This window comes from Gammaproteobacteria bacterium, from assembly GCA_013214945.1.
Classification (GTDB): domain Bacteria; phylum Pseudomonadota; class Gammaproteobacteria; order Enterobacterales; family Psychrobiaceae; genus Psychrobium.
Map to the genome: position 1 here is coordinate 1 of JABSRT010000041.1, position 21,284 is coordinate 21,284.

Here is a 21,284-nt window from a genome sequence, read left to right on the forward strand (position 1 = left end):
TACATGAGCCGTATACGAGGTCCGTACGTACGGTTCTGTGAGAGGGATGAGGCGAAAGCCTCACCCTACTCGATATTACTTGTGCAATAACAGCTGGATGAGTTTTAAAAGATATCATCTTCAAAATTACTGTCGTTGGCTGTGTTGCCATCGCCACGTTCAATGATAATTTCAGGTTCAATGTACTCTGACGGCTCAGTACCAGAGATGAAATATTCAAAGCGTGAAGTATGATCTGTTTTGGTGGTGCGTAAACCAGCTTCGCGATCGATTCTTACCGTCGTAATGCCACCAGGTACGCCAACACCACGATCGGGATAATCAGCCAGCGCGACCTTCATGTAGTTTATCCACGTCGGTTGGGCTGTTTTGGCGCCAGCTTCGCCACCTGATACTTGTCCTTTTCCAAGGTTAGAATTAAGACGAGTGCGACCCAGAGTGCGAGCCTGATTATCAAAACCGACCCACACGGTAGCGACTAAGCTAGGGGTGAAGCCTGAGAACCAGGTGTCTTTGGCTCTGTTGGTGGTACCGGTTTTTCCGCCGATATCACGGCGGTGCAGCGATTTAGCACGCCAGCCTGTTCCGGTCCAGCCAGTGCCTTTAGCGCGATTACCACCACCTTTAATAGCGCTGCGCATCATCTCTGAAACCAAAAATGCATTTTGAGTCGAAATTATGCGCGGTGCTAACATCTCTGCTGGCAACCAGCATTTTTGTCGGAATAATGAACGGCTATAAATTAATGTCGGGATCGGTATTGATTCTGGAGTGGGGCGTTTAGCGCGGCATTGTTTGCATACTACTTTAGGTTGCGCTTGATAAACATTGATCCGCTGTTGGTCTTCAACTCGGTTGATAAAGTATGGGGTGATCTTGTAACCGCCATTAGCAAAGGCGGCAAAACCAGTTGCTGCTGTAATCGGCGAGACGGAAGCCGAGCCTAACGCTAAAGATTGGCCATGGGGCAGGTCTTTTTTGATAAAGCCAAATTTTGCCAAATGATCAATCGTGCCACTAATACCTAATTCTTGAATTAACTTAACCGACATAACATTTTTAGATTGGGCTAAACCTAATCTTAGTCGAGTAGGGCCGTTGTATATTGGTGGCGAATTTTTCGGCCGCCACGCTAAACCTTGCGACGGATCCCATTGAGTGATCGGGGCGTCATTAATGATGCTCGCTAGGGTAAAGCCTTTGCTCATCGCATAAGAATAGAGAAAAGGTTTAATGTTCGAACCAAGCTGGCGTTTAGCTTGGATAGCACGATTAAATTGACTTTGGCCAAAGTCATAACCGCCAACAATCGCTTTAATTGCGCCATCAGTTGGGTCGAGCGATATAATGGCACTGCTTACTTGTGGAATTTGCCCTAGGGTCCAAACTTGTTCAATTTGACTAACCCTGATTAGCGCGCCTTCAGCTAAGATATCGGCAGCTTTTTTAGGTGCGCCTCTTTGGTATTCATCGGTTGCAAATGCACGAGCCCACTTTAAGCCTGGCCATAAGATTTCTATTTGCTCGCCCGATTTAAGTTGCGCGGTGACGCTCTTTTTATCGACCTTGGTCACTACGGCAGCTTGTAACAGTTTGACATCTCTGATCGGTTTTAGGTGCTGAGTTATTTGCTCGGCGGTTAATGGCTCTTGTGGCAAGTCGGGCATTTTTTTATCGACTTTTAATCGCCATAACTGCTGTTCTGGTCCACGATAACCGTGACGTTGGTCATAGGCATTAATGTTATCTTCTAATGCTAGTTGCGCCGCGCGTTGTAAATGAGAAGGTACCGTGGTGTAGACTTTAAAACCGCCAGAATAAGCGAGAGACTTACCGTATTTTTTTACCATCCAAGCGCGGACCATTTCACCTAGATAAGGGGCGTATAACGAGATGTTGGCACCGTGACGTTTACCGGTGGTTGGCGCGCTCGATGCTTGTTGATGCTCTTGTTGGTCGATAAAACCAAGATCGAGCATCCGTCTTAATACTAAGTTTCTACGCGCTCGCGAGCGTTCTGGTGAGCGAATTGGGTTTAAGGCTGAAGGCGCTTTAGGCAAGCCGGCAATAACGGCCATTTGCGCTAGGGTTAATTCGCTAGGAGACTTACCGTAATACACTTGGGCGGCCGCACCAACGCCAAAAGAGCGATGGCCTAACGGAATTTTATTAAGATAAGCTAATAATATTTCATCTTTAGTTAAATCTTGTTCAATGTTCCAGGCAAGGAAAATTTCTTTAATTTTTCGAGTATAGGTTTTTTCGCGGGTTAAGAAATAATTTCTGGCGACCTGCTGAGTGATGGTACTGGCCCCCTGCTTTTTCTTGCCGGTGGTAATTAAACTGAATACCGCTCGCGTAATGCCAATGGGATCGATACCAGGGTGGATATAAAACCGAGCATCTTCAATCGCTAAAAATGCTTGCTGCATTTTTAATGGGATCTGATCTAAAGTTAATGGGATGCGGCGTTTTTCACCGTATTGAGAAATTAATTTTCCATCAAGGGTGAAAACCTTTAATGGTGTTTGCAGTTTAATTTCTTTGAGAGCGCTGGTATCCGGCAGCTCAGGTGAATAATGCTGATAAAGAGCCACAACTGATAAGGTTCCGATCGTAGCGACTAAAATGAATGACAGTAAAAGCCATTTTAATATTTTCAATTCTTGAGATCCTTAGAGGTTGGCGTTACAGTTTGTAGTATAATATTAATTGCGGTTGATAAGAATACTATAAATTGTATTTAAATCAGTATAGACTGAAAATAGTGTAGTAAATTAACAGCCTATGTATTTTAGTCTTTTCACTTTTTATGGTGGCAGGTTTATGAAATAGGGATATTTGTAACTTACACATGGCAGAATGCAATGTTATTTAGTAAATTATTTAAGTCTAGAAATTCAAAAATGATTGGTATTGATATCGGTTCTCATTCGGTGAAGGCGATTTTACTTGATAAATCATCGGATGATTACCAAGTCGAGGCATTTGCGATGCTACCTATTGCGAAGGGCGCTATTGTAGATCATAACATTACTGATATTGAAGCTATTGGTGCTGTGCTTAAAAAGTTGCGTCGCCGTTTCCCTAAAAGCGTGACTAATGCTGCGGTGGCTGTTTCCGGCTCGGGCGTCATTACCAAAACAATTTATTTAAGTGCGGTTCACAGCGATGAAGAGCTTGAAGCTCAGATCGAAGTTGAAGCCGACCATTTAATTCCTTACCCCCTTAATGAAGTTAACCTTGATTTCGAAAAGCTAAAACCGACTGATTCAAAATCTAATAAAGTCGGTGTGTTATTAGCTGCGGCTCGAACCGAATTGGTCGAGGCGCGTGTTAGCGCGCTTGAAATAGGCAAGCTTGAAGCCAAGGTGATGGATATTGAGGCTTATGCCTTGGCGCGATCTTATTCGTTAATCAAAGACCAATTACCACCAGACGCCGAGCAAAAACCTATTGCGATGCTAAATATTGGGGCGGCGATGTTAACGATTGCCGTGGTCGAGCAAGGCGAAACGACCTTCATACGTGAGCAAGCGTTTGGTGGCGATCAATACACTCAATCAATTTTGTCGTATTACGACATGAAATTCGAAGACGCTGAAGCGGCAAAGGTCGATGGTAACCTACCAGAAAACTCAACGTTAGAGGTGTTAGATCCATTTAAGCTTTCTTTGGTGCAGCAGGTCCGTCGTACTTTACAAATTTATGAAACCTCAAGTAGTGGTAATAAGGTATCTCATCTTGTTATTTCAGGCGGCTGCGCCTATCTTGAAGGTATAGATAGTCTTATTGCGCAAGAATTGGCGATTGAAACTATCATAGCTAAGCCGATAGCTGCTAGTACAGTGGCTGATAATATGGATGGTGAACAGTTCCACCGGCAGTCGGCCAAATTTATGGTTGCTTGTGGTTTGGCGTTGAGGAGTTTCTGCTAATGGCTAATATTAATTTATTACCTTGGCGCGAAGAGGCCAAGCAGCAGCGAGAAAAGGTATTTTATTCGTTGCTCGGCAGTGCGTTTGTGCTGGCCGTAGGTGTGGTGGTTGGCACATTACATCTTGTTAATATACATATAGATCAACAGTATGAAAGAAACGACCTGTTAAAGCAAGAGATTGCGATTGCCAATGAAAAAATTGTTGAAATAAAAGGATTGCGTGAAACAAGAGCCAACTTAAAAAAGCGGATGGATTTGATTGAGCGTTTACAAAATACCAGAAATCTGCCGACTTATTTATTCGATAGCCTAGCAAAAATTGTTTCGGCGGGCGTTTATTTAGAAAAAGTTGAGCGTAAAAGTGGCACTTTATTGATTACTGGATTAACTGAGTCAAATAACCATTTGGCCAATACTATTCGTAATGTCGAAACGTCACCTTGGTATAACAATCCGCTGCTGCAAAAGATAAATGCTGAGCAAGAGCGGCTGCGTCAGCTAAACAAGTTCACGATGCGAGTCGCGATTGTTAACCAGCCGGGAGCAGACAATGGAAATTAGTCTCTTTACAGACTTACAAAATATCGACAGCGATAATCCAGGCACTTGGCCCAAATCGGTTAAGATCTTTATGACTATTGTGGTGATAATTTTCACTTTGGGCTTAGGCTGGTATGTGTTTGTTGACGACGAACTTATTGCGCTTAAAAATGCCGAAGATGAAGAACAAAAATTACGGACTTCTTTTGCCAGCAAACAACGCCTAGCGGCAAGTTTGCCAGCTTATCGTCTACAGTTGGCCGAAATGGAAGTACAGCTGGCGACAATGTTAAAGAAATTACCAGCAGGCCATGAGACACCTGGTTTACTTGATGATATAACCTTTGTTGCTACTGCTGCCGGTTTGAGTATTGCGTCAATTACTTGGAGCGATGAAATAGAGAAAGAGTTCTATACCGAATTACCGCTCGATATCAATGTCGAGGGTGACTATCATCAATTTGGCAAGTTTGTTGCGTCTGTTGCTGATTTACCTCGGATCGTTAGTCTGCATGATTTTACCATTTCGACGATTAAAACTGGCGGCTTGCAGTTGAAGATAGTAGCAAAAACGTATCGCTATAAAGAGGACTCGCAATGAGGAATCTGCTGCTCTTGATTATACTCACTGGTCTAATTGGTTGCACTGAAGGCACCACGGATGTCGAACAATTTATCGCATCGGTTAAGGCGAAAAAGGGCCGTAAAGTAGAACCCATTCCTCAATATAAAGAATTTAAGCATTATGCCTATAATGCCAGTTTTGTTCGAAGTCCATTTGAGGCGCCTCAGCAAGAATTAACACTGGATGTAGTCAATGAATCTCGTGACTGTTTACAGCCTGATGTGACCCGACGTAAGTCGACGTTAGAAGCATTCGGGTTAGAAAGTTTAATGATGCGTGGCTCTTTAGGCCAAGCTAACGATTTGTGGGCCCTGATTGAAACCGGGACCGGCGAGGTCCATCGTGTCAGAAAAGGATACTATTTGGGCTTGTTTCATGGCCAAATTACCAGTATAAGTGCGCAGCAAGTTGATATGATGGAAGTTGTACCCGATGGCGCGGGTTGTTGGCTTGAGCGTAGCAATAGCATCGCCTTAATCGAAAATGATGAAGATGATGAGTAAATTGCTTCGTCAGCAATATCAACAAACTTTCTGTAACACTATTCTTAGTGAAAAATTAATTTTTAGGAGATAACGGTGGCCTTTTACCCAAAATTTAAGCCTTGTTTATGGTTGCTATTAGCGGTGCTACCGGCATTAACGCAAGCGGTGGAGCTTGTTGATGTCAGATATAGCGATACCGTAGATAAACAGCTTAAGCTTGAGTTTATATTTGATACTGATGTGGTTAAGCCAGCAGTTAATAAGTTTAAAGACCCAGCGCAGTTAATATTCAACTTTGCTAAAGCGACCAGCCAGCTTGATTTAAATGATTTGCCACTGAATGACACTGGGGTTAAAAAAATCGCAGTGAACATTAATCAGGAAGGTCTCAGTATAGCGCTTTCTCTTAAAGACTTAGTCACATATCAATCTAGCGTACAGGGCGATAAGTTTGTGGTGATCCTTGGTGATAAATTGGATGAGGTCGCAGCGGCTCGTGCAAGTAATCCCGAGGCTGCCACTAAGCCAGTAAAGCGTACTGCCAGTAATCAGATTAACACCATTGATTTCAAACTTAATCGTGATAAAAATGCGCAGTTAAAAATTATTTTTAATAATGAGACTGTCGCCGCCGAAGTGATTCAGAATGGCCGCAAGGTAATTATTGATCTGTCTGGGGTTGCGATCGCAGACGATGATATTTACACCATGGACGTAATGGACTTTGGGACACCAGTTCGTAGTTTTGAAACCTTTCGTGACCACAACGGGTCGCGTTTGGAGCTGACCATGATGAAGAAATTCACCTATGATTGGAGCCAGCAAGGCAATGAATTTAAACTTTTAGTCAAAGTACCTAAAGTCGAGAAACGTGCCACAGCAAAGAAAAAAGTTGAGTATAAAGGTAAAAAACTCTCGCTTAATTTTCAAAAAGTAGCGATCAGAACAGCTTTGCAAATTATTGCCGACTATAATAATTTCAACTTGGTTATTGGTGATAATGTCGACGGTGACATCACGTTACGGTTAGAGAGTGTTCCTTGGGATCAAGCGTTAGATATGATCTTAAAGCTGAAGGGCTTAGACAAACGGATTGATGGCAACATTCTGTTGGTTGCACCGGCGACAGAGCTGCTAAATCGTGAAGCAGCCGAGTTAAAAGCTAACCAAGAAGTCAAAGAGTTAGCACCGCTCTATACCGAATACATTCAAATCAACTATGCCAAAGCGCAAGATATCGCACAGCTGCTCGACGGTGGTAAAGCGAAGCTATTATCAACTCGCGGCAGTGCCACGGTTGATGTGCGGACCAACATGTTATTTGTGCAAGATACCGCCCTTAAGTTGGAGGAAGTGCGGCGTTTAGTGAGCGTGCTTGATGTGCCAGTGCAGCAAGTCGTTATTGAAGCGAGAATCGTAACGGTAACTGATAATGTTAATGAGGAATTCGGTGTTCGTTGGGGCATCACAGATACTCTGTCTGATGGTTCAGTCTCTGGCACTATAGAGGGAACATCAGATGCTTCATCTGGCAGCGTACCTGCTTTAGGAGACCGCCTAAATGTTAATTTACCTGTTACCGACGCTGCAGGTACTATTGCTTTTCAGGTGGCCAAACTAGGTAATGGCACCTTACTTGATTTGGAATTGAGTGCATTGGAGCGTGAAAACAAAGGTGAAGTGATCGCTCGCCCAAGCATTACTACAGCTAATCAACAACCTGCTTATATTGAGCAGGGGACTGAAATACCTTATGTCACGGCCTCTTCGAGTGGCGCGACGACAGTAGAGTTTAAGAAGGCGGTCTTAGCGCTGCGAGTAACACCTCAGATCACTCCTGATGGTCGTATTATCCTTGATTTAGTGATTACCCAGAATTCACGTGGTGACACAGTATCAACCGCGTTGGGCGACGCTATTGCTATTAATACTCAAGAGATTGGCACCAAGGTGTTGGTTAATAATGGTGAAACTATAGTGCTAGGTGGAATTTATCAGCAACAATTAATTAAAGCGGTGACTAAAGTGCCAGTATTGGGTGATATTCCAATGCTTGGTTGGTTATTTAGAACCCAAACTAATTTCGCAGAACGTCGAGAGCTGTTGATATTTGTGACGCCTAAAATTATTATTGATCGCAATAGAGACTGATTTAGTGACTAACCGGAAGGGCGATAATCCCGACCAGTTTAACATCTTGCGAAATTTTCTAATTAGGCGCTTGCCTTTCTTACTCAGTTGCTGAGATAATGTGCGGCTAAATTTGCCCTGATTAAAATTGATATAGCAAAGAGTTAGTTTCTGTAATGGAAACCGTTAGGTTCTTTTCGTGCTATTGCGTCATGGGTGTTGGGGTAGGACTAGAATCCTGCAAATTTTATATTTTAGAATGTAGTGATAATGGCTGAGAAACGAAATATATATATTGTTGGTCCGATGGGTGCTGGTAAAAGCACGATTGGGAGACACATTGCACAACAACTTCATTTAGAATTTTTTGATTCTGATAATGAAATTGAAGAGCGTACTGGCGCTGAAATTTCATGGGTATTCGACGTCGAGGGCGAAGAAGGCTTTCGTGTGCGCGAAGCTGATGTTATTGATGACTTAACACAGAAGCAAGGCATAGTACTAGCAACTGGCGGTGGTTCAATTTTGAGTAAAGAGGTTCGCAACCGCCTTTCTGCACGTGGTTTAGTAGTTTATTTAGAAACTACGATTGATAAGCAGTTAGCGCGTACTCAACGTGATAAGCGTCGTCCGTTACTGCAAACTGATAAGCCACGCGAAGTATTAGAAGAGCTCGCAAAAACTAGAAACCCGCTTTACGAAGAAATTGCTGATTTTACTGTTCGTACCGACGAGCAAAGCGCAAAGTTGGTTGCTAAGGAAATTATTGATAAATTAGGGTTCTGATCCCATGAAACAACTCGAAGTACAACTTGGTGAGCGTAGTTATCCTATTTACATAGGGCAAGGACTTTTTGCTGATGGTGAGTTAATTACTCGTCATATTAAAACGAATAAAGTAATGCTTGTCACCAATACTACGGTTGAAGAGCTGTACCTCGAGCAAGTCAAAGCGTCCTTAGAGTCGGCTGGTAAGATTGTCGACTGCACTGTTCTACCTGATGGTGAAGTGTATAAAACCCTTGAAACCTTAAATTTAATCTTTGATGGATTATTACAGCATCAGCACGGGCGCGATACATGTATCGTTGCACTCGGTGGTGGGGTAATTGGTGATATGGCTGGGTTTGCTGCATCATGTTATCAACGTGGTGTTGATTTTATTCAGCTGCCGACTACCTTACTCTCTCAAGTTGACTCGAGCGTTGGTGGTAAAACAGCGGTTAACCATCCGTTGGGTAAAAACATGATAGGTGCCTTCTATCAGCCTAAAGCTGTTTATATCGATATTGAATGTTTAGGTACCTTGCCCGCAACTGAGTTCGCTGCAGGTATGGCTGAGGTGATTAAATATGGCATTATCTGGGATCAAGAGTTTTTTGATTGGTTAGATATAGCGCGTGTCCCAATTAGAGCGCTCGATGCTGAGTCGCTGACCCGAATGATTTTTCGTTGCTGTGAAATAAAAGCAGAAGTGGTATCTGAGGATGAGCAAGAACGCGGTGTGCGTGCCTTGCTTAATTTAGGGCACACTTTTGGTCATGCAATTGAATCAGAACAAGGTTATGGCGTTTGGCTCCATGGCGAAGCTGTTGGTGCCGGGATGGTGCTTGCTGCAACAACTTCGCAGATGATGGGTTTAATTACGACACAACAAACTCAACAAATTGAAGCGCTGATTAAAAGTTATGATTTACCGACTGTTGCGCCTCAAGAGATGAATTTTGATGCTTTTATTAAGCATATGGTCGTCGATAAAAAAGTCATTGCAGGTAAGTTACGTTTTGTACTGCCGACAGCGGTAGGTTCTGCTGAATTACGTTCAGATGTATCAGAAGATGTATTGCGGCAAGTTATTGAACGTCGATAAATTGGTTCATTACAATTATTCTAATGGTGTACGGCAATGTCCTTAAATAGCACTAATGATACCTCAGCAATGGATGTTCAACTTGAACCTCAGTCTCAGCTATTATCACGAATTAAGTACGCCACGGAAAATGAAAGTCAATTTAATTTCCTATCTGGCGAGGCTGGTGTTGGTAAAAGCTTTATTGCTAGTTTGTTGGTTGAAGATCTCAGCAATACGTTAGTTATAAAACTGAGCTGCCGCGAAAATTTTGAACCAGAGCTGTTTAAGCAAGACTTAATCTGTCAATTGGCTACCGATGATTTATCTGAACTGAGCCAATCGCTGACATTAGCGATTCAAGAGGCCGTCAATTTTTACGGTCAACCAATCCAGATTATTATCGATAATGCTCATTATATGCCACGGGCTTTTGTTAGCTCATTGTGGGGCAGTTTTTGTGAAGTAATTTCAGATGGCTTACCGCTGGCTAATTTAAATATATTATTGATTGGTCACCGCAGTTGGGCTAAACCTATTGTCACCCGATTGGTTGAAATTCGCGCGAATCTGGTAAATGACTTTGAGTTAAGTTACTTAACGTCGGCTCAGGCCCGTGATTTCTTAAGCGAAATTTATCCGGACTGGTCAGAAACAAAAATCATTAATCAGTTGGCGCAACTAGATCCTGAGCGGTTAACACCTCAAAAATTAATTTATAGTGAGCCACCGACAGCTAGTAGTTCTAAACTGCCTCGCGTTGTTTTAGTGGTGGTAACTTTAATGCTTTCAACGATAGCGTTAGCTTGGTTTACGTTAGATAGCGCTCCTTCGTTAACCATAAATTCTGCTGCACAGCAAATACCGGAATTAGTGGTTTTAAGTGAGAACATTGAGCAAAGTCCGGTGCCTGGACAGCTAAAGCCATTAATAGCCGATGTGTCAGTAAGCTTGTCTGAAAACATGTCGCAAGACCTCTCTGAAAGCGTGTCTGAAAGCATGTCTGAAAGCATGTCTGAAAGCATGTCTAATCAGAGCTCTGTAAACTCAACAGAGCAGGTGGAGCAGCAATCAGCAGTTAATCCTGAGCTTATTGAGTCAGAAGAGCTAGAGCAACCAGACTTCGAAAGTTCACCGCTTGATGTCCAATATATGTTTAATGAACAAACTCTATTGGCTGTACCGCAATCTCATGTCTCTTTAATGCTAGGCGGTTTCAGTACGCAGTCGGTACTCAACTCTGTGTTAGCAAAATTCAAAGATCGTTCGCAACTATCGGTTTATAAAACAACCCGCCTTGAGCGTGACTGGTTTGTCTTACTATATGGTGACTTTGGTAATGCTAAAGCTGCCCGTACAGTAATGAGATCGAATCCCTCAGCGTTGGTGCCGTTTTCACCGTGGATTAAATCATTTCGGGTAATAAACGCAGAGATTTCTGCTGTTGCCGTCACCGTGGATAACAACAAGTAAAGTAATGAAAAAGCAGCGTGCGTTTTTAAAATGGGCCGGTGGTAAATACGGCCTAATCGATGATATCAGCCAGTTGTTGCCGCAGGGGGATCGTCTCGTTGAACCTTTTGTAGGGGCCGGTTCTGTCTTTCTTAATACTGATTACAAACATTATTTACTTAATGATGTTAATCAAGATCTGATCAATTTGTATAAACTAATACAATCAGATGCTAAAGAGTACATTGCGGAATCGCGCAAACTATTTAATGCTGACGGTAATACCAGTGAGCGATATTATGATATCCGGCAGCGGTTTAATGCCACTTCGGACTCATTTGAGCGCTCGATTTATTTTTTGTATATGAATCGCCATGGTTATAACGGTCTTTGTCGTTATAACTTAAAAGGCGGTTATAACGTGCCGTTTGGTCGGTATAAAAAACCCTACTTCCCCGAAGCTGAACTGTGGAACTTTGCTGAGAAATCGCAACAAGCTACCTTCACTTCTCACTGTTTTAGAGAAAGCTTTAAACAGGCTAAAGCAGGAGATGTGATTTATTGCGATCCTCCATATGCACCATTATCACCAACGGCGAGCTTCACGAGTTACTCTGGTCAAGGTTTTAAGCTGATAGATCAGCAAGATTTAGCGCAAGTGGCGGAGCAGGCTCAGGCCGCTAAAATTCCAGTATTGATCAGTAATCACGACTTAGAGTTAACCAGAAATCTTTATCACAATGCTGAGTTAACGATTAAACAGGTTAAAAGAACCATTAGCCAAAAAGCTGGCAAGCGGTTAAAAGTGAATGAGATATTAGCTTTATACAAGTAGCGCAAAGACTTTCCACCGTCTGCGATATAGCTAAATATACTACGGAAAGACAAACTTAAGATTGATAGGAAACACAATGAAAGCAAGCGTTAACTGGGTAGAAAATGAAACATTTATTGGCGAATCAGAGTCTGGCCATCAGGTTATTATGGATGGAAACAGTCAAGACTCAAAAGCGCCGAGCCCAATGGAAATGGTGTTAATGTCGGTTGGAGCTTGCAGCTCGGTCGATGTCGTCAGCATTCTTAAAAAAGCGCGCCAAGATATTCGTGGTGTTCGCGTTGTTTTAGACTCTGAGCGTCGTGAAGAAGCGCCACGTTACTTTACTAAAATTCATTTACACTTTATTGCGACAGGCAACAATGTCAGTGAAAAGCATGTAGCGCGCGCAGTATCTTTGTCAGCAGATAAGTATTGTTCGGTAGCATTAATGCTCGAGAAGGCTGTCGAAATAACTCACAGTTTTGAAGTGGTTGAGGCTTAGCCCCATATTAGACATTTCATATATTGGCACAATTGGTTAGTTATACGATTGTGCTTTTAACGCAAGCCCCATCGTTACTTTTCTAATTTGTGTGTGATTCTGATATATAGCCCATACGATCACGTTATCAAAAAACAAACACCGATGGTTAGTACTAAAAGCAGTAAACTATAATTTTTCACTGAGTAAAGCTGGCGGGTTTTTAGGGATTACTATGTGGAATTCTACGCCGTGATTGTCTTCGCTAATACAATCAATACTGCCATTTAAATTAGTCGTAACAATATTATACACAACATACAAACCTAGACCGGTTCCGCCGCTGCCACGGCTCGTGGTAAAAAATGGGTCGAATATTCTTTCAATATTATCTTTAGGTATTCCCTTACCGTCATCTTTATAGATCACCGAGTAATAACCAGCTTGTTCGGTTGCCTCTAACGTTATGCAGCCCTCTTTTTTATCATCATAGCCGTGATTAATTGAATTAATAATTAGGTTCGTGATAATTTGGGAAAAACTTCCTGGGTATGAATTTATTAATAGCCCATCAGTACAATTTACTTCGACTGTAAAATTATGTTTTTTTAAAATATGGCTCACACTTAATAGAATTTCGTGAAAGTACTCTTTAATATTGAACTCTCTTTTCTCCTCTGATGTTTGATCAACGGATATCTTCTTGAAGCTATTAACTAAGTCAGCCACCCGATCCAAATTAGCGCTAATTAAGTTGGAGGCTTCTATCGCTGAATCTAAAAATATCTTAAAACTTTCTTGTGTCATACAGTTGTTTTCATAGTCGTTTTTTATATGTTGAGTTATATTTAATAAATGTGAAACTCCAGTAACCCCAACGCCAATCGGTGTATTGATTTCATGAGAAATACCAGCAACAAGTCCACCTAAGCTAGCCATCTTTTCAGATTCTACTAATTGATGTTGGGTTTTTTCTAAATTAATTATCGTTTTCTGCAGGTTGTTATTCGTTTTTTGCAACTCATCATTTCTTTGTTGGACTTCCTGTTCAAGATTTTTTTTATCGGTGATGTCCCTCCATACTGCGTGAATGACAACTTCATCATTTATAATGATGTTGGTCATTAGCATATTAGCCCAAAAGTGAGCACCATTTTTTTTGGTGTAAACCCAGTCAAACTCAAGTTGTCCGTGTTTTATACATTGCGTAATTAGTCTCTCAGTTTTGACATCAGATCGCGTTCCATCTGGTTGATATTCAGGTGATATTTGATGTGGTTGTAAGCTCAAGAATTCTTTTTTATCCTTACACATTAGCATTTTAAGTAGAGCATTATTACACTCTATATATTTACCATCCTTGATAAGCACTAATGCATCTGCGGTATCAACAAACAGAGTTTCAAAAATGTTTTTTTGCTCAAGCAGTTCTTTGGTTCTTAATCTTACTTTTTCCTCTAAAGTTTTATTAAGCTCCTTGATTTCCTTAATTTTATTTTTCAGTTGAGGGTAATAATTTTTCTTTATTGACTTATCTCCAAGCCCAATAATTGAATTGCGGACTTCGTTATTAGATGGCTTTCTCATAAATTCTCTTTAAGTCTTGTAAGGAGGCTTTTTTGGGGTTAGTTACGATACAAGCATCATTGATAGCATGTGCTGATAACGAAGGTATGTCAGTTTCAAGCAGACCTAATTCAGAAAGTTTTTTGTCGACACCTAGCTGTTGCTTGATGTCTTTAATAAATTTATTCAAATCATCACGCACTAGTTGATCACTAGGTTTCGTTGCTTTTAGATTGAATACATCTGCAATTTTTCGATAGCGTGAACTTGCAGCGTCAAAATTATAATCAATTACCTTATCAAGTAAAATGGTATTACAAAGTCCATGAGGCAAGTCTTTTAAACCTCCTAGGCTATGTGCCATTGCATGAACCGCTCCTAGACTCGCATTAGAAAAAGCAAGCCCGGCATATAGGCTGCCTAACATCATGGGCTCTCTATACTCCATGCGTTCGGGGTTTTCAAAGACCTTTGGTAGGTTTTTATTGATTAACCTAATCGCTTCTAATGAGTTTAAGTCAGTCATAGGGGAGTGGGCATTTGAGACAAATGCTTCAATAGCATGAGTTAAAGCATCAAGTCCTGTCTCAACCGTTAACGTCAAAGGCATTGTTAGGGTCATTTCAGGGTCAATCAATGAGACGTCGGGGATTGTCATTTTGCTGATGATAGCAATTTTTACCATTTTTTTAGTATCGGTAATGATACAAAACTGCGATACATCGGCCGATGTACCCGCCGTTGTCGGGAGGCATATTAATGGCGGCGGTGGTATGAAAATCATATCAACACCCTCAAAAGACAAGATATGCTTTTGATTAGATACAACAATCCCGATTCCTTTGGCGCAATCCATCACGCTGCCACCACCTACTGCAACAATCGAATCACAGCCTTGCTCGAGAAAAATGTCAGCACCTTTCATGACTTCATAATCTCTTGGATTCGGAGATACCTCATCATAGATGATAGTTTCAATACCATCATCGGTCAGGTATTGCCTGACTTCATCACTCCAGCCTGCTTTTTTCACTCCTTTATCAGTCACTAGCATAATCTTTGATAATTCTAAATTTTGCGCATACCTAGAGACTAATTCTCTGGAGCCTGTGCCATAGATATATTCGGGAGCAACAAATTTTCTTAAGGCGGATATTCGTTCGGTGTCCATAGGGTTATCCTCAAGGTAGAGTTTATATAATTCCCTATATTGCTCGGCCTAAAATTGGATGCTGCAAACACCTAGCAAGAGGCAGTGAGATCCATTTTGCAGTGGGCTTAATTATAGTACTAAATTTATACTAAAACCGACAAAGCTAATGGTGATTACTATTTTTATACGAGTATTTAGTCATATTATTGGAGTTTGAACTATGGACTGTTATTAAGGAATTGATAAGTAGGGTTTAGTTAATTTGTGTTAAACAATAAAAGTTGGACTGTTAATCCGGCTATGCTGAGAAGGTTTACGCCGCCATATTTTGCTAAATAGTATTAGCCGAGAACTCCAATTACCTATCTATGTTCAATGAAGAGCTGGTCTTACGTAAGATAAACGGATGAATATAAGGTACTCGATTGATTAATAGCGACGAATTATAGTGGAACAAAATTGGTTTATAACAATGAGTAGTTGAAATCAGGTCAACGGTTTAATGAAGAGATCTGTTATTCTTTGAAAATTGAGTGTGGGTGTGTAACTTAGAATTTTGTTAGATGGGATTACCGAAGTAGTTGGTGATAGAGGATTCGAACCTCTACTATGTCGATCGGTTCGTGCACACAATGACTATCTCGCAACGACTGGAAATCGGCATGACATAATGAGTTATTGTTTTAATTGGTTTTCTATGGAGTTTTATTAGATAAGTTTGTACTAGAGGGGTTAGAAAAAGTGGTCGGTGATAGAGGATTCGAACCTCTGACCCTCTGGTCCCAAACCAGATGCGCTACCAAGCTGCGCTAATCACCGACATATTTTCTATTTCTTGCTGTAAATTAATGGGGTGGCTAATGGGGCTCGAACCCACGACAACCGGAATCACAATCCGGGACTCTACCAACTGAGCTATAGCCACCACAATAAATTACTTTCCACAATTCTCACGTTTGGCGCGCCCAAGAAGATTCGAACTCCTGGCCTCACCCTCCGGAGGGGTACGCTCTATCCAGCTGAGCTATGGGCGCGTATCCGTACTGCGGATGCATATAATAAGGGCTTTATTTGATTTCGTCTACTATAAATTTCAAAAAAAAGTTCAACTGGTCTAAAAAAAAGCGCATTGAATTGTTTTTGAGCAATAAGCGTTATTTAACTACGCGCTTGGCTATGTTAATTGATTCAGAACGAGTTATAATATTGCGATAAAAAATTCAATATATAGTCAGGGGTTTAACGACATGAGCATTCGTGTATCTAAATTAGCATTAGGTTTAGTAACGGCATTAACAATGTCGATGGCTGTTAGTGCTGCAGGACAGTCTAACGAAGAAATTCAAAAACGTATTCAGCCAGTTGGTGGTGTTTACCTTGCAAGCGCTGTGGCTGAGGTTGCTGCGGAACCTGCAGGTCCTCGTTCTGGCGAGCAAGTATATCAAGCGAGCTGTTTTGGTTGTCACGGAACAGGTGCTGCTGGCGCGCCAAAGTATGGCGATGCAGCAGCTTGGGGTCCTCGTAAGGCGCAGGGAATTGAAACGTTATTCTCTCATGCTTTAAATGGCTTCAATGCAATGCCACCAAAAGGTACTTGTATGTCGTGTAGCGATGATGAGCTAAAATCTGCTATTGAGTACATGACTAACGCTATCTAATTAGCGATATCTTGAGCTAAAAAAAGCCATCGAGTAATCTCGGTGGCTTTTTTATGTGTAAAACTTAATGTACGGCTAGCTTTATTGTCACTTTGTTTTCTGCCGGATGTTATTTTTTGAGCATCGCACGTAAATTAGCAATGGCTGAACTTGCTGTTTCTTTACGTTGTTTTTGAGTTGGGCGTGGTTTGCGAGATTCCCACTCTAAATCGTCTTGCGGCAACTCATCTAAAAATCGGCTGCCCGTTGGTTTAAATACATCACCATATTGGCGACGCTCTTTGGCCTGCGTAAAAATAAGCTCTCGCTGGGCACGGGTGATGCCAACGTAAGCGAGCCGACGCTCTTCTTCAATGTTGTCTTCGTCAATACTGGTTTGGTGAGGCAGCAGCCCTTCTTCCATACCCACCATGAATACGATCGGAAACTCGAGTCCTTTTGAAGCGTGCAGCGTCATTAGTTGTACCTGATCAGCTTGCTCGTCTTCCTCTCCGCGTTCCATCATGTCGCGTAGGGTTAATCGTGTAACCACTTCAGGTAAAGTCATGGCTTCATCTAAATCGTCACCATCTAACATGCCACTGACCCAAGTGAACAGCTGGCTGACATTTTTCATTCGCATTTCAGCGGCTTTACCGCTGGGGCTCGTCTCGTAAAGCCAATCTTCGTAATTTATGTCACGCACGATTTGTCGTACGGCTTCTAATGGGTCTCCTCGTTCGGCTTGATCACCAAGCTCAACGACCCAGCGGGTAAATCGTTGCAACGTTTGCAGCTTCTCACCTTGTAGTGTTTGCTCTAAACCCAGCTCAAAACTGGCGGCGAATAAACTTAAATGTCGCATGTTGGCATAACTGCCGAGTTTTTCGAGGGTAGCGGGGCCGATACCACGCTTGGGTAAGTTAACTACGCGAAGAAACGAGGTGTCATCATCAGGATTAACGAGCAACTTGAGATAAGACATAATGTCTTTAATTTCGCTGCGGGAAAAAAATGAGGTACCGCCACTTATTTTGTAAGGGATCCTGTTGGTCATTAAGGATTTTTCAAATATTCGCGATTGAAAGTTACCACGGTACAAAATAGCAAAGTCACTATAAGCGGTTTTATTCATGAACTTATGACGAATGATTTCCGCGACGACTCGTTCCGCTTCATGCTCTTCATTTTTGCCATAGATCACGCGCAGCATCGCGCCGTCTCCTAGGGTACTAAATAGCTTTTTGTCATAAACGTGGGGATTATTATCAATTAAGATATTGGCACAACGTAAAATGCGGCTGCTTGAACGATAATTCTGTTCTAATTTGATCAGTTTAAGATTCGGGAAGTCAGTTTGCAATAACACTAAGTTTTGTGGCTTGGCACCACGCCATGAATAAATTGACTGATCGTCATCGCCTACCACGGTTAATTTACCGCGGGTGCCCGCTAATAATTTGACCATTTCATATTGACTAGTATTGGTATCTTGATACTCATCGACTAATAAATAATGAAAACGATTTTGCCACCGCTCGCGAACCTCGGCATTATTTTTAAGCAGCAAGGTTGGCATCATGATCAGGTCATCAAAGTCTAAGGCGTTATAAGCTTTTAATTGATTTTGATAGCGCTGGTATAATTGCGCAAATAAAACGTCCTGGCCTGAATCTGCTTGACTCATTGCTTGCTCTGGCACCAGCAAATCATTTTTACAGTTGGAAATCATGTTTTGCAGATTGCTAAGCTGATCTTTGTCGCCGTCAAGTTCTTTGTCTGTCAGCTCTTTTAACAACGAAAGTGTGTCTTGGCCGTCGAATAAGGTAAAACCTGACTTCATACCTAACGTTTTTATTTCGCGTTTAATGATTGTTAAACCCAAGGTGTGAAACGTGGAAATAGTTAAACCTCTGGCTTCTTTTTTACCGAGAGTTTGACTTAAACGTTCCTTCATTTCGCGGGCCGCTTTATTTGTAAAGGTGACGGCTGCGATATTGCGTGCTTTATATCCACAAGTTTCGACTAAATAAGCAATTTTGTTGATGATAACGCGCGTCTTGCCGCTGCCAGCTCCAGCGAGCACTAAGCAAGGGCCATCGATATAATGAACAGCTTCATTTTGTTGTGGATTTAACTTCATAATAATTCTCTTAAACTCGGACTAGCGAATTTTACCCCAATTCATACCCGTGAGCTACGGAAATGCATGTTTTGGGCGAGCCCTTAATTTACAAAAAGTAAAAGGACATGCACAAGGCACTTATTGAAGGTAATGCTTATTCCCTTATCAAAATAAGTAACGCAGTAATTGTGCTTTTAAAACCCGCCCTACGGGAGGTACAATAGTGGAAATTGAGGAGCATTTAATGATAAACCCTAAAAAACTAGAAGAAATCGCCGCACAGTTAGCTGGTTCATTGCCACCAGGCGTTAAAGCATTCGCTGATGATTTCGAAACAAAAACCAAACAAATTTTGCAAGCTCAGCTTAGCAAACTTGATGTCGTATCACGTGAAGAATTCGACGTGCAAACTCAAGTGTTATTACGTACTCGAGAAAAGCTTGTGGTACTAGAGCAGCAAGTAGCTAAATTAATTGAACAGCAAGCTAACGATAGCGAATAACCAATTAAGGGTGTGACGATGGATCAATATGTTGTAGTAGGTAATCCAATTGAGCACAGTCGCTCTCCGGTGATCCATGAGCAATTTGCCAATCAGACCGACCAGAAAATTAATTACCAGAAACAGTTGGTTGAATTAGGTCAATTTGAACGCTTTATTGGTGAGTTTAAAGCGGCGGGGGGTAAAGGCTGTAATATTACCGTACCGTTTAAAGAGCAGGCATTTGAGCTCGCCGACCAATTATCTGACCGGGCGCAAGCGGCCGGCGCTGTTAATACCTTAATTTTTAAAGATGACGGTACTATTGTTGGTGACAATACCGATGGTCAGGGCTTAGTTGGCGATATTCTCGCGAACAACATTAATATCACGGGCCAACGAGTGCTGCTCATTGGTGCAGGCGGCGCAGCACGCGGATGTATCTTACCAATACTTGCCCAGAAGCCGAGCTGCCTTACGATCACAAATCGCTCGTTCGATAAAGCGCAATTATTAGCCGAAACATTTAATGGCTCTGGTGAAATCAATGCGGTTGATTTGGGTAGGTTAACTAGTGATTTTGATATTGTGATCAACTCAACGTCAGCCAGTCTATCTAATCAATTACCAAAGATTAATCCGGCGGTAATAGCAGCGGCTCAATGTTGTTATGACATGGCCTACGGCAGTGAAGAAACTTGCTTTTTAAGTTGGGCAAGAGAGCTAGGTGTAGTACATACCTTAGACGGCTTGGGCATGCTGGTTGGCCAAGCTGCTGAAAGTTTTAGATTGTGGCGCGGTGTCAGTCCTGAAACGAAAAACGTATTAGATGATTTACGAGCGAGTTTATGAATCAAGGCATCTTGTTTAATGACGACATGAATTGGGACGAGACGGCGCAACAGGTTTCGTTTAGTGCTCAGTATGGTGGCGCATTAGTGCAATGTTATCTAAGTGCTACTTATTTAAAGACGCTAGCTATTAATAGTAGTGACAAGCAAGAGTTGATTAATCAATGTCAGTTGGTTCAATTTGATATTGAAGAAGATGCCCAGCAAGCGATTGATGATGAGCATCTGAATGATAAAAACGAATTGTGGCTCTAATGTTTTATAGCTGCGTTAAGTAGTCATTTTTCAACTCGACATAATTAACGGCTGATTTGGCTAAAAATGCCATCTCGGCCTCGGTTAATTGTCGCGCTTTACGCATTGGGTTGCCAACGTATAAAAATCCAGACTCTAATGTCTTATTCGGTGGCACTAATGTACCTGCCCCGATAAAGACATTATCTTGCACCGTGACACCATCCATAATGATAGCACCCATACCAACCAAGATCCGCGAACCTAATTGGCAGCCGTGCAGCATTACCTTATGACCAATAGTGACATCATCGCCAATGATTAAGGGATTACCGGTCGGGTTAAGATCACTTTTGCGAGTAACATGCAAAACGCTGCCGTCTTGAATATTAGTACGTGCACCGATGCGCACAATATTAACATCGCCACGTATTGCAACAAATGGCCATACACTACTATCGTCGCCTAAATGAATGTCGCCGCAAACGACAGATGTACTATCTATATAAGTGCCTTGACCAAGCGTTGGGTAAATACCTTTAAAGTGTCGTAATACTGCTTTCATTACATTTTCCCTAGTTAATGCGAGTTTATAACTCATATTAATCGAAATATGACGCAATTTCCTGCTCTTTGTGTGGAATGTAACCGATCAAATAAAAGATTGATATTAGCGCTTGCTAACGACCGAGAGTTCCCTATAATGCGCCTCACTGAAACGGGAAAGCAGCTTACGAAAGCAAGTGCTGAAGCGGGTTAGAGAAGGAAATAGATTGGTTTAACTTCTTGTTAAAAGAAACTTAAATTAAACGTTGACTTCGAAATGGGAAAGCGTATTATGTGCCTCCCAACGCAACGAACCACAGGGTTCCAAGCGCTGCTCCTAACCATCGAGTTAGTTGAGCTAAAACGTTCTTT

The 21,284-nt window shown here is 41.8% G+C and carries 19 protein-coding genes and 3 tRNA genes; 14 read left to right on the forward strand and 8 right to left on the reverse strand.

All coding sequences use genetic code 11. From position 1 onward, the window contains the following. Positions 1-104: 104 nt before the first annotated feature. Positions 105-2,663, reverse strand: coding sequence for a penicillin-binding protein 1A (locus HRU23_19685; GenBank protein ID NRA56370.1), 2,559 nt, complete (start codon positions 2,661-2,663; stop codon positions 105-107). A 204-nt stretch (positions 2,664-2,867) separates the two neighbouring features. Between HRU23_19685 and HRU23_19690 the strand changes: the two genes are divergently transcribed. From HRU23_19690 to HRU23_19735, 10 genes are all read left to right on the forward strand, one after another. Beyond that, on the forward strand, positions 2,868-3,938 hold the full coding sequence (locus HRU23_19690) for a pilus assembly protein PilM (GenBank protein NRA56371.1): 1,071 nt from the start codon (positions 2,868-2,870) through the stop codon (positions 3,936-3,938). Further along, a complete protein-coding gene (locus HRU23_19695) occupies positions 3,938-4,501 on the forward strand; it encodes a PilN domain-containing protein (GenBank protein ID NRA56372.1) in 564 nt (187 codons plus the stop codon). Before HRU23_19690 ends, HRU23_19695 begins: the two co-directional genes overlap by 1 nt. Beyond that, positions 4,491-5,081, forward strand: coding sequence for a type 4a pilus biogenesis protein PilO (locus tag HRU23_19700; GenBank protein NRA56373.1), 591 nt, complete (start codon positions 4,491-4,493; stop codon positions 5,079-5,081). The genes HRU23_19695 and HRU23_19700 overlap by 11 nt, the downstream gene beginning before the upstream one ends. A gap of 14 nt (positions 5,082-5,095) precedes the next feature. Continuing rightward, positions 5,096-5,608 carry a pilus assembly protein PilP gene (locus tag HRU23_19705; protein NRA56374.1) on the forward strand — a complete coding sequence of 171 codons (513 nt, stop codon included), beginning with the start codon at positions 5,096-5,098 and terminating at the stop codon, positions 5,606-5,608. A 75-nt stretch (positions 5,609-5,683) separates the two neighbouring features. Then, positions 5,684-7,741 carry a type IV pilus secretin PilQ family protein gene (locus HRU23_19710; protein NRA56375.1) on the forward strand — a complete coding sequence of 686 codons (2,058 nt, stop codon included), beginning with the start codon at positions 5,684-5,686 and terminating at the stop codon, positions 7,739-7,741. Between the two features lie 249 nt (positions 7,742-7,990). Further along, positions 7,991-8,506, forward strand: coding sequence for a shikimate kinase AroK (gene aroK, locus HRU23_19715; protein NRA56376.1), 516 nt, complete (start codon positions 7,991-7,993; stop codon positions 8,504-8,506). 4 nt (positions 8,507-8,510) lie between these two features. Continuing rightward, positions 8,511-9,590, forward strand: a complete 1,080-nt coding sequence (aroB, locus tag HRU23_19720) for a 3-dehydroquinate synthase (GenBank protein NRA56377.1) — start codon at positions 8,511-8,513, stop codon at positions 9,588-9,590. A gap of 36 nt (positions 9,591-9,626) precedes the next feature. Continuing rightward, positions 9,627-11,042 carry an AAA family ATPase gene (locus HRU23_19725; protein NRA56378.1) on the forward strand — a complete coding sequence of 472 codons (1,416 nt, stop codon included), beginning with the start codon at positions 9,627-9,629 and terminating at the stop codon, positions 11,040-11,042. A gap of 4 nt (positions 11,043-11,046) precedes the next feature. Beyond that, positions 11,047-11,856: a Dam family site-specific DNA-(adenine-N6)-methyltransferase gene (locus HRU23_19730; protein ID NRA56379.1), complete on the forward strand. Its 810-nt coding sequence runs from the start codon at positions 11,047-11,049 to the stop codon at positions 11,854-11,856. Between the two features lie 76 nt (positions 11,857-11,932). Further along, the gene (locus tag HRU23_19735) at positions 11,933-12,340 is read left to right on the forward strand and encodes an OsmC family protein (GenBank protein NRA56380.1); all 408 of its coding nucleotides are present in this window, start codon (positions 11,933-11,935) and stop codon (positions 12,338-12,340) included. Between the two features lie 168 nt (positions 12,341-12,508). Here HRU23_19735 and HRU23_19740 read toward each other — a convergent pair whose 3' ends face one another. From HRU23_19740 to HRU23_19760, 5 genes are all read right to left on the reverse strand, one after another. After that, the gene (locus tag HRU23_19740) at positions 12,509-13,906 is read right to left on the reverse strand and encodes a PAS domain-containing sensor histidine kinase (GenBank protein NRA56381.1); all 1,398 of its coding nucleotides are present in this window, start codon (positions 13,904-13,906) and stop codon (positions 12,509-12,511) included. Beyond that, entirely contained in the window at positions 13,890-15,056 is a 1,167-nt protein-coding gene (locus HRU23_19745; protein NRA56382.1) for an iron-containing alcohol dehydrogenase, read from the reverse strand. Before HRU23_19745 ends, HRU23_19740 begins: the two co-directional genes overlap by 17 nt. A 724-nt stretch (positions 15,057-15,780) precedes the next feature. After that, positions 15,781-15,857 (reverse strand) — tRNA-Pro (locus HRU23_19750). 30 nt (positions 15,858-15,887) lie between these two features. Next, a tRNA-His gene (locus HRU23_19755) sits at positions 15,888-15,963 on the reverse strand. Positions 15,964-15,995: 32 nt separating this feature from the next. Beyond that, positions 15,996-16,072 (reverse strand) — tRNA-Arg (locus HRU23_19760). A gap of 213 nt (positions 16,073-16,285) precedes the next feature. Here HRU23_19760 and HRU23_19765 point away from each other — a divergent pair. Then, positions 16,286-16,696: a cytochrome c5 family protein gene (locus HRU23_19765; GenBank protein NRA56383.1), complete on the forward strand. Its 411-nt coding sequence runs from the start codon at positions 16,286-16,288 to the stop codon at positions 16,694-16,696. Positions 16,697-16,805: 109 nt separating this feature from the next. Here the strand turns inward: HRU23_19765 and rep are convergent, their stop codons facing one another. Then, positions 16,806-18,818: a DNA helicase Rep gene (rep, locus tag HRU23_19770; protein ID NRA56384.1), complete on the reverse strand. Its 2,013-nt coding sequence runs from the start codon at positions 18,816-18,818 to the stop codon at positions 16,806-16,808. 226 nt (positions 18,819-19,044) lie between these two features. Between rep and HRU23_19775 the strand changes: the two genes are divergently transcribed. Genes HRU23_19775 through HRU23_19785 form a run of 3 tightly spaced genes read left to right on the forward strand, consistent with a single transcriptional unit; the run spans position 19,045 to position 20,387 of the window. Continuing rightward, on the forward strand, positions 19,045-19,302 hold the full coding sequence (locus tag HRU23_19775) for an accessory factor UbiK family protein (protein NRA56385.1): 258 nt from the start codon (positions 19,045-19,047) through the stop codon (positions 19,300-19,302). A gap of 18 nt (positions 19,303-19,320) precedes the next feature. Continuing rightward, positions 19,321-20,133, forward strand: a complete 813-nt coding sequence (aroE, locus tag HRU23_19780; protein NRA56386.1) for a shikimate dehydrogenase — start codon at positions 19,321-19,323, stop codon at positions 20,131-20,133. After that, positions 20,130-20,387, forward strand: coding sequence for a DUF1488 family protein (locus HRU23_19785; GenBank protein ID NRA56387.1), 258 nt, complete (start codon positions 20,130-20,132; stop codon positions 20,385-20,387). Before aroE ends, HRU23_19785 begins: the two co-directional genes overlap by 4 nt. 4 nt (positions 20,388-20,391) lie before the next feature. Here HRU23_19785 and HRU23_19790 read toward each other — a convergent pair whose 3' ends face one another. Continuing rightward, positions 20,392-20,931, reverse strand: a complete 540-nt coding sequence (locus tag HRU23_19790) for a gamma carbonic anhydrase family protein (GenBank protein ID NRA56388.1) — start codon at positions 20,929-20,931, stop codon at positions 20,392-20,394. Positions 20,932-21,284: the final 353 nt, after the last annotated feature.

Excerpts from the sequence above, each read along its gene's own strand:
- HRU23_19690 (NRA56371.1), top strand. The coding sequence starts at position 2,868 with ATGTTATTTAGTAAATTATTTAAGTCTAGAAATTCAAAAATGATTGGT.
- HRU23_19695 (NRA56372.1), top strand. The coding sequence starts at position 3,938 with ATGGCTAATATTAATTTATTACCTTGGCGCGAAGAGGCCAAGCAGCAG.
- HRU23_19700 (NRA56373.1), top strand. The coding sequence starts at position 4,491 with ATGGAAATTAGTCTCTTTACAGACTTACAAAATATCGACAGCGATAAT.
- aroK (NRA56376.1), top strand. The coding sequence starts at position 7,991 with ATGGCTGAGAAACGAAATATATATATTGTTGGTCCGATGGGTGCTGGT.
- aroB (NRA56377.1), top strand. The coding sequence starts at position 8,511 with ATGAAACAACTCGAAGTACAACTTGGTGAGCGTAGTTATCCTATTTAC.
- HRU23_19725 (NRA56378.1), top strand. The coding sequence starts at position 9,627 with ATGTCCTTAAATAGCACTAATGATACCTCAGCAATGGATGTTCAACTT.
- HRU23_19730 (NRA56379.1), top strand. The coding sequence starts at position 11,047 with ATGAAAAAGCAGCGTGCGTTTTTAAAATGGGCCGGTGGTAAATACGGC.
- HRU23_19735 (NRA56380.1), top strand. The coding sequence starts at position 11,933 with ATGAAAGCAAGCGTTAACTGGGTAGAAAATGAAACATTTATTGGCGAA.
- HRU23_19740 (NRA56381.1), bottom strand. The coding sequence starts at position 13,906 with ATGAGAAAGCCATCTAATAACGAAGTCCGCAATTCAATTATTGGGCTT.
- HRU23_19745 (NRA56382.1), bottom strand. The coding sequence starts at position 15,056 with ATGGACACCGAACGAATATCCGCCTTAAGAAAATTTGTTGCTCCCGAA.
- HRU23_19765 (NRA56383.1), top strand. The coding sequence starts at position 16,286 with ATGAGCATTCGTGTATCTAAATTAGCATTAGGTTTAGTAACGGCATTA.
- rep (NRA56384.1), bottom strand. The coding sequence starts at position 18,818 with ATGAAGTTAAATCCACAACAAAATGAAGCTGTTCATTATATCGATGGC.
- HRU23_19775 (NRA56385.1), top strand. The coding sequence starts at position 19,045 with ATGATAAACCCTAAAAAACTAGAAGAAATCGCCGCACAGTTAGCTGGT.
- aroE (NRA56386.1), top strand. The coding sequence starts at position 19,321 with ATGGATCAATATGTTGTAGTAGGTAATCCAATTGAGCACAGTCGCTCT.
- HRU23_19785 (NRA56387.1), top strand. The coding sequence starts at position 20,130 with ATGAATCAAGGCATCTTGTTTAATGACGACATGAATTGGGACGAGACG.
- HRU23_19790 (NRA56388.1), bottom strand. The coding sequence starts at position 20,931 with ATGAAAGCAGTATTACGACACTTTAAAGGTATTTACCCAACGCTTGGT.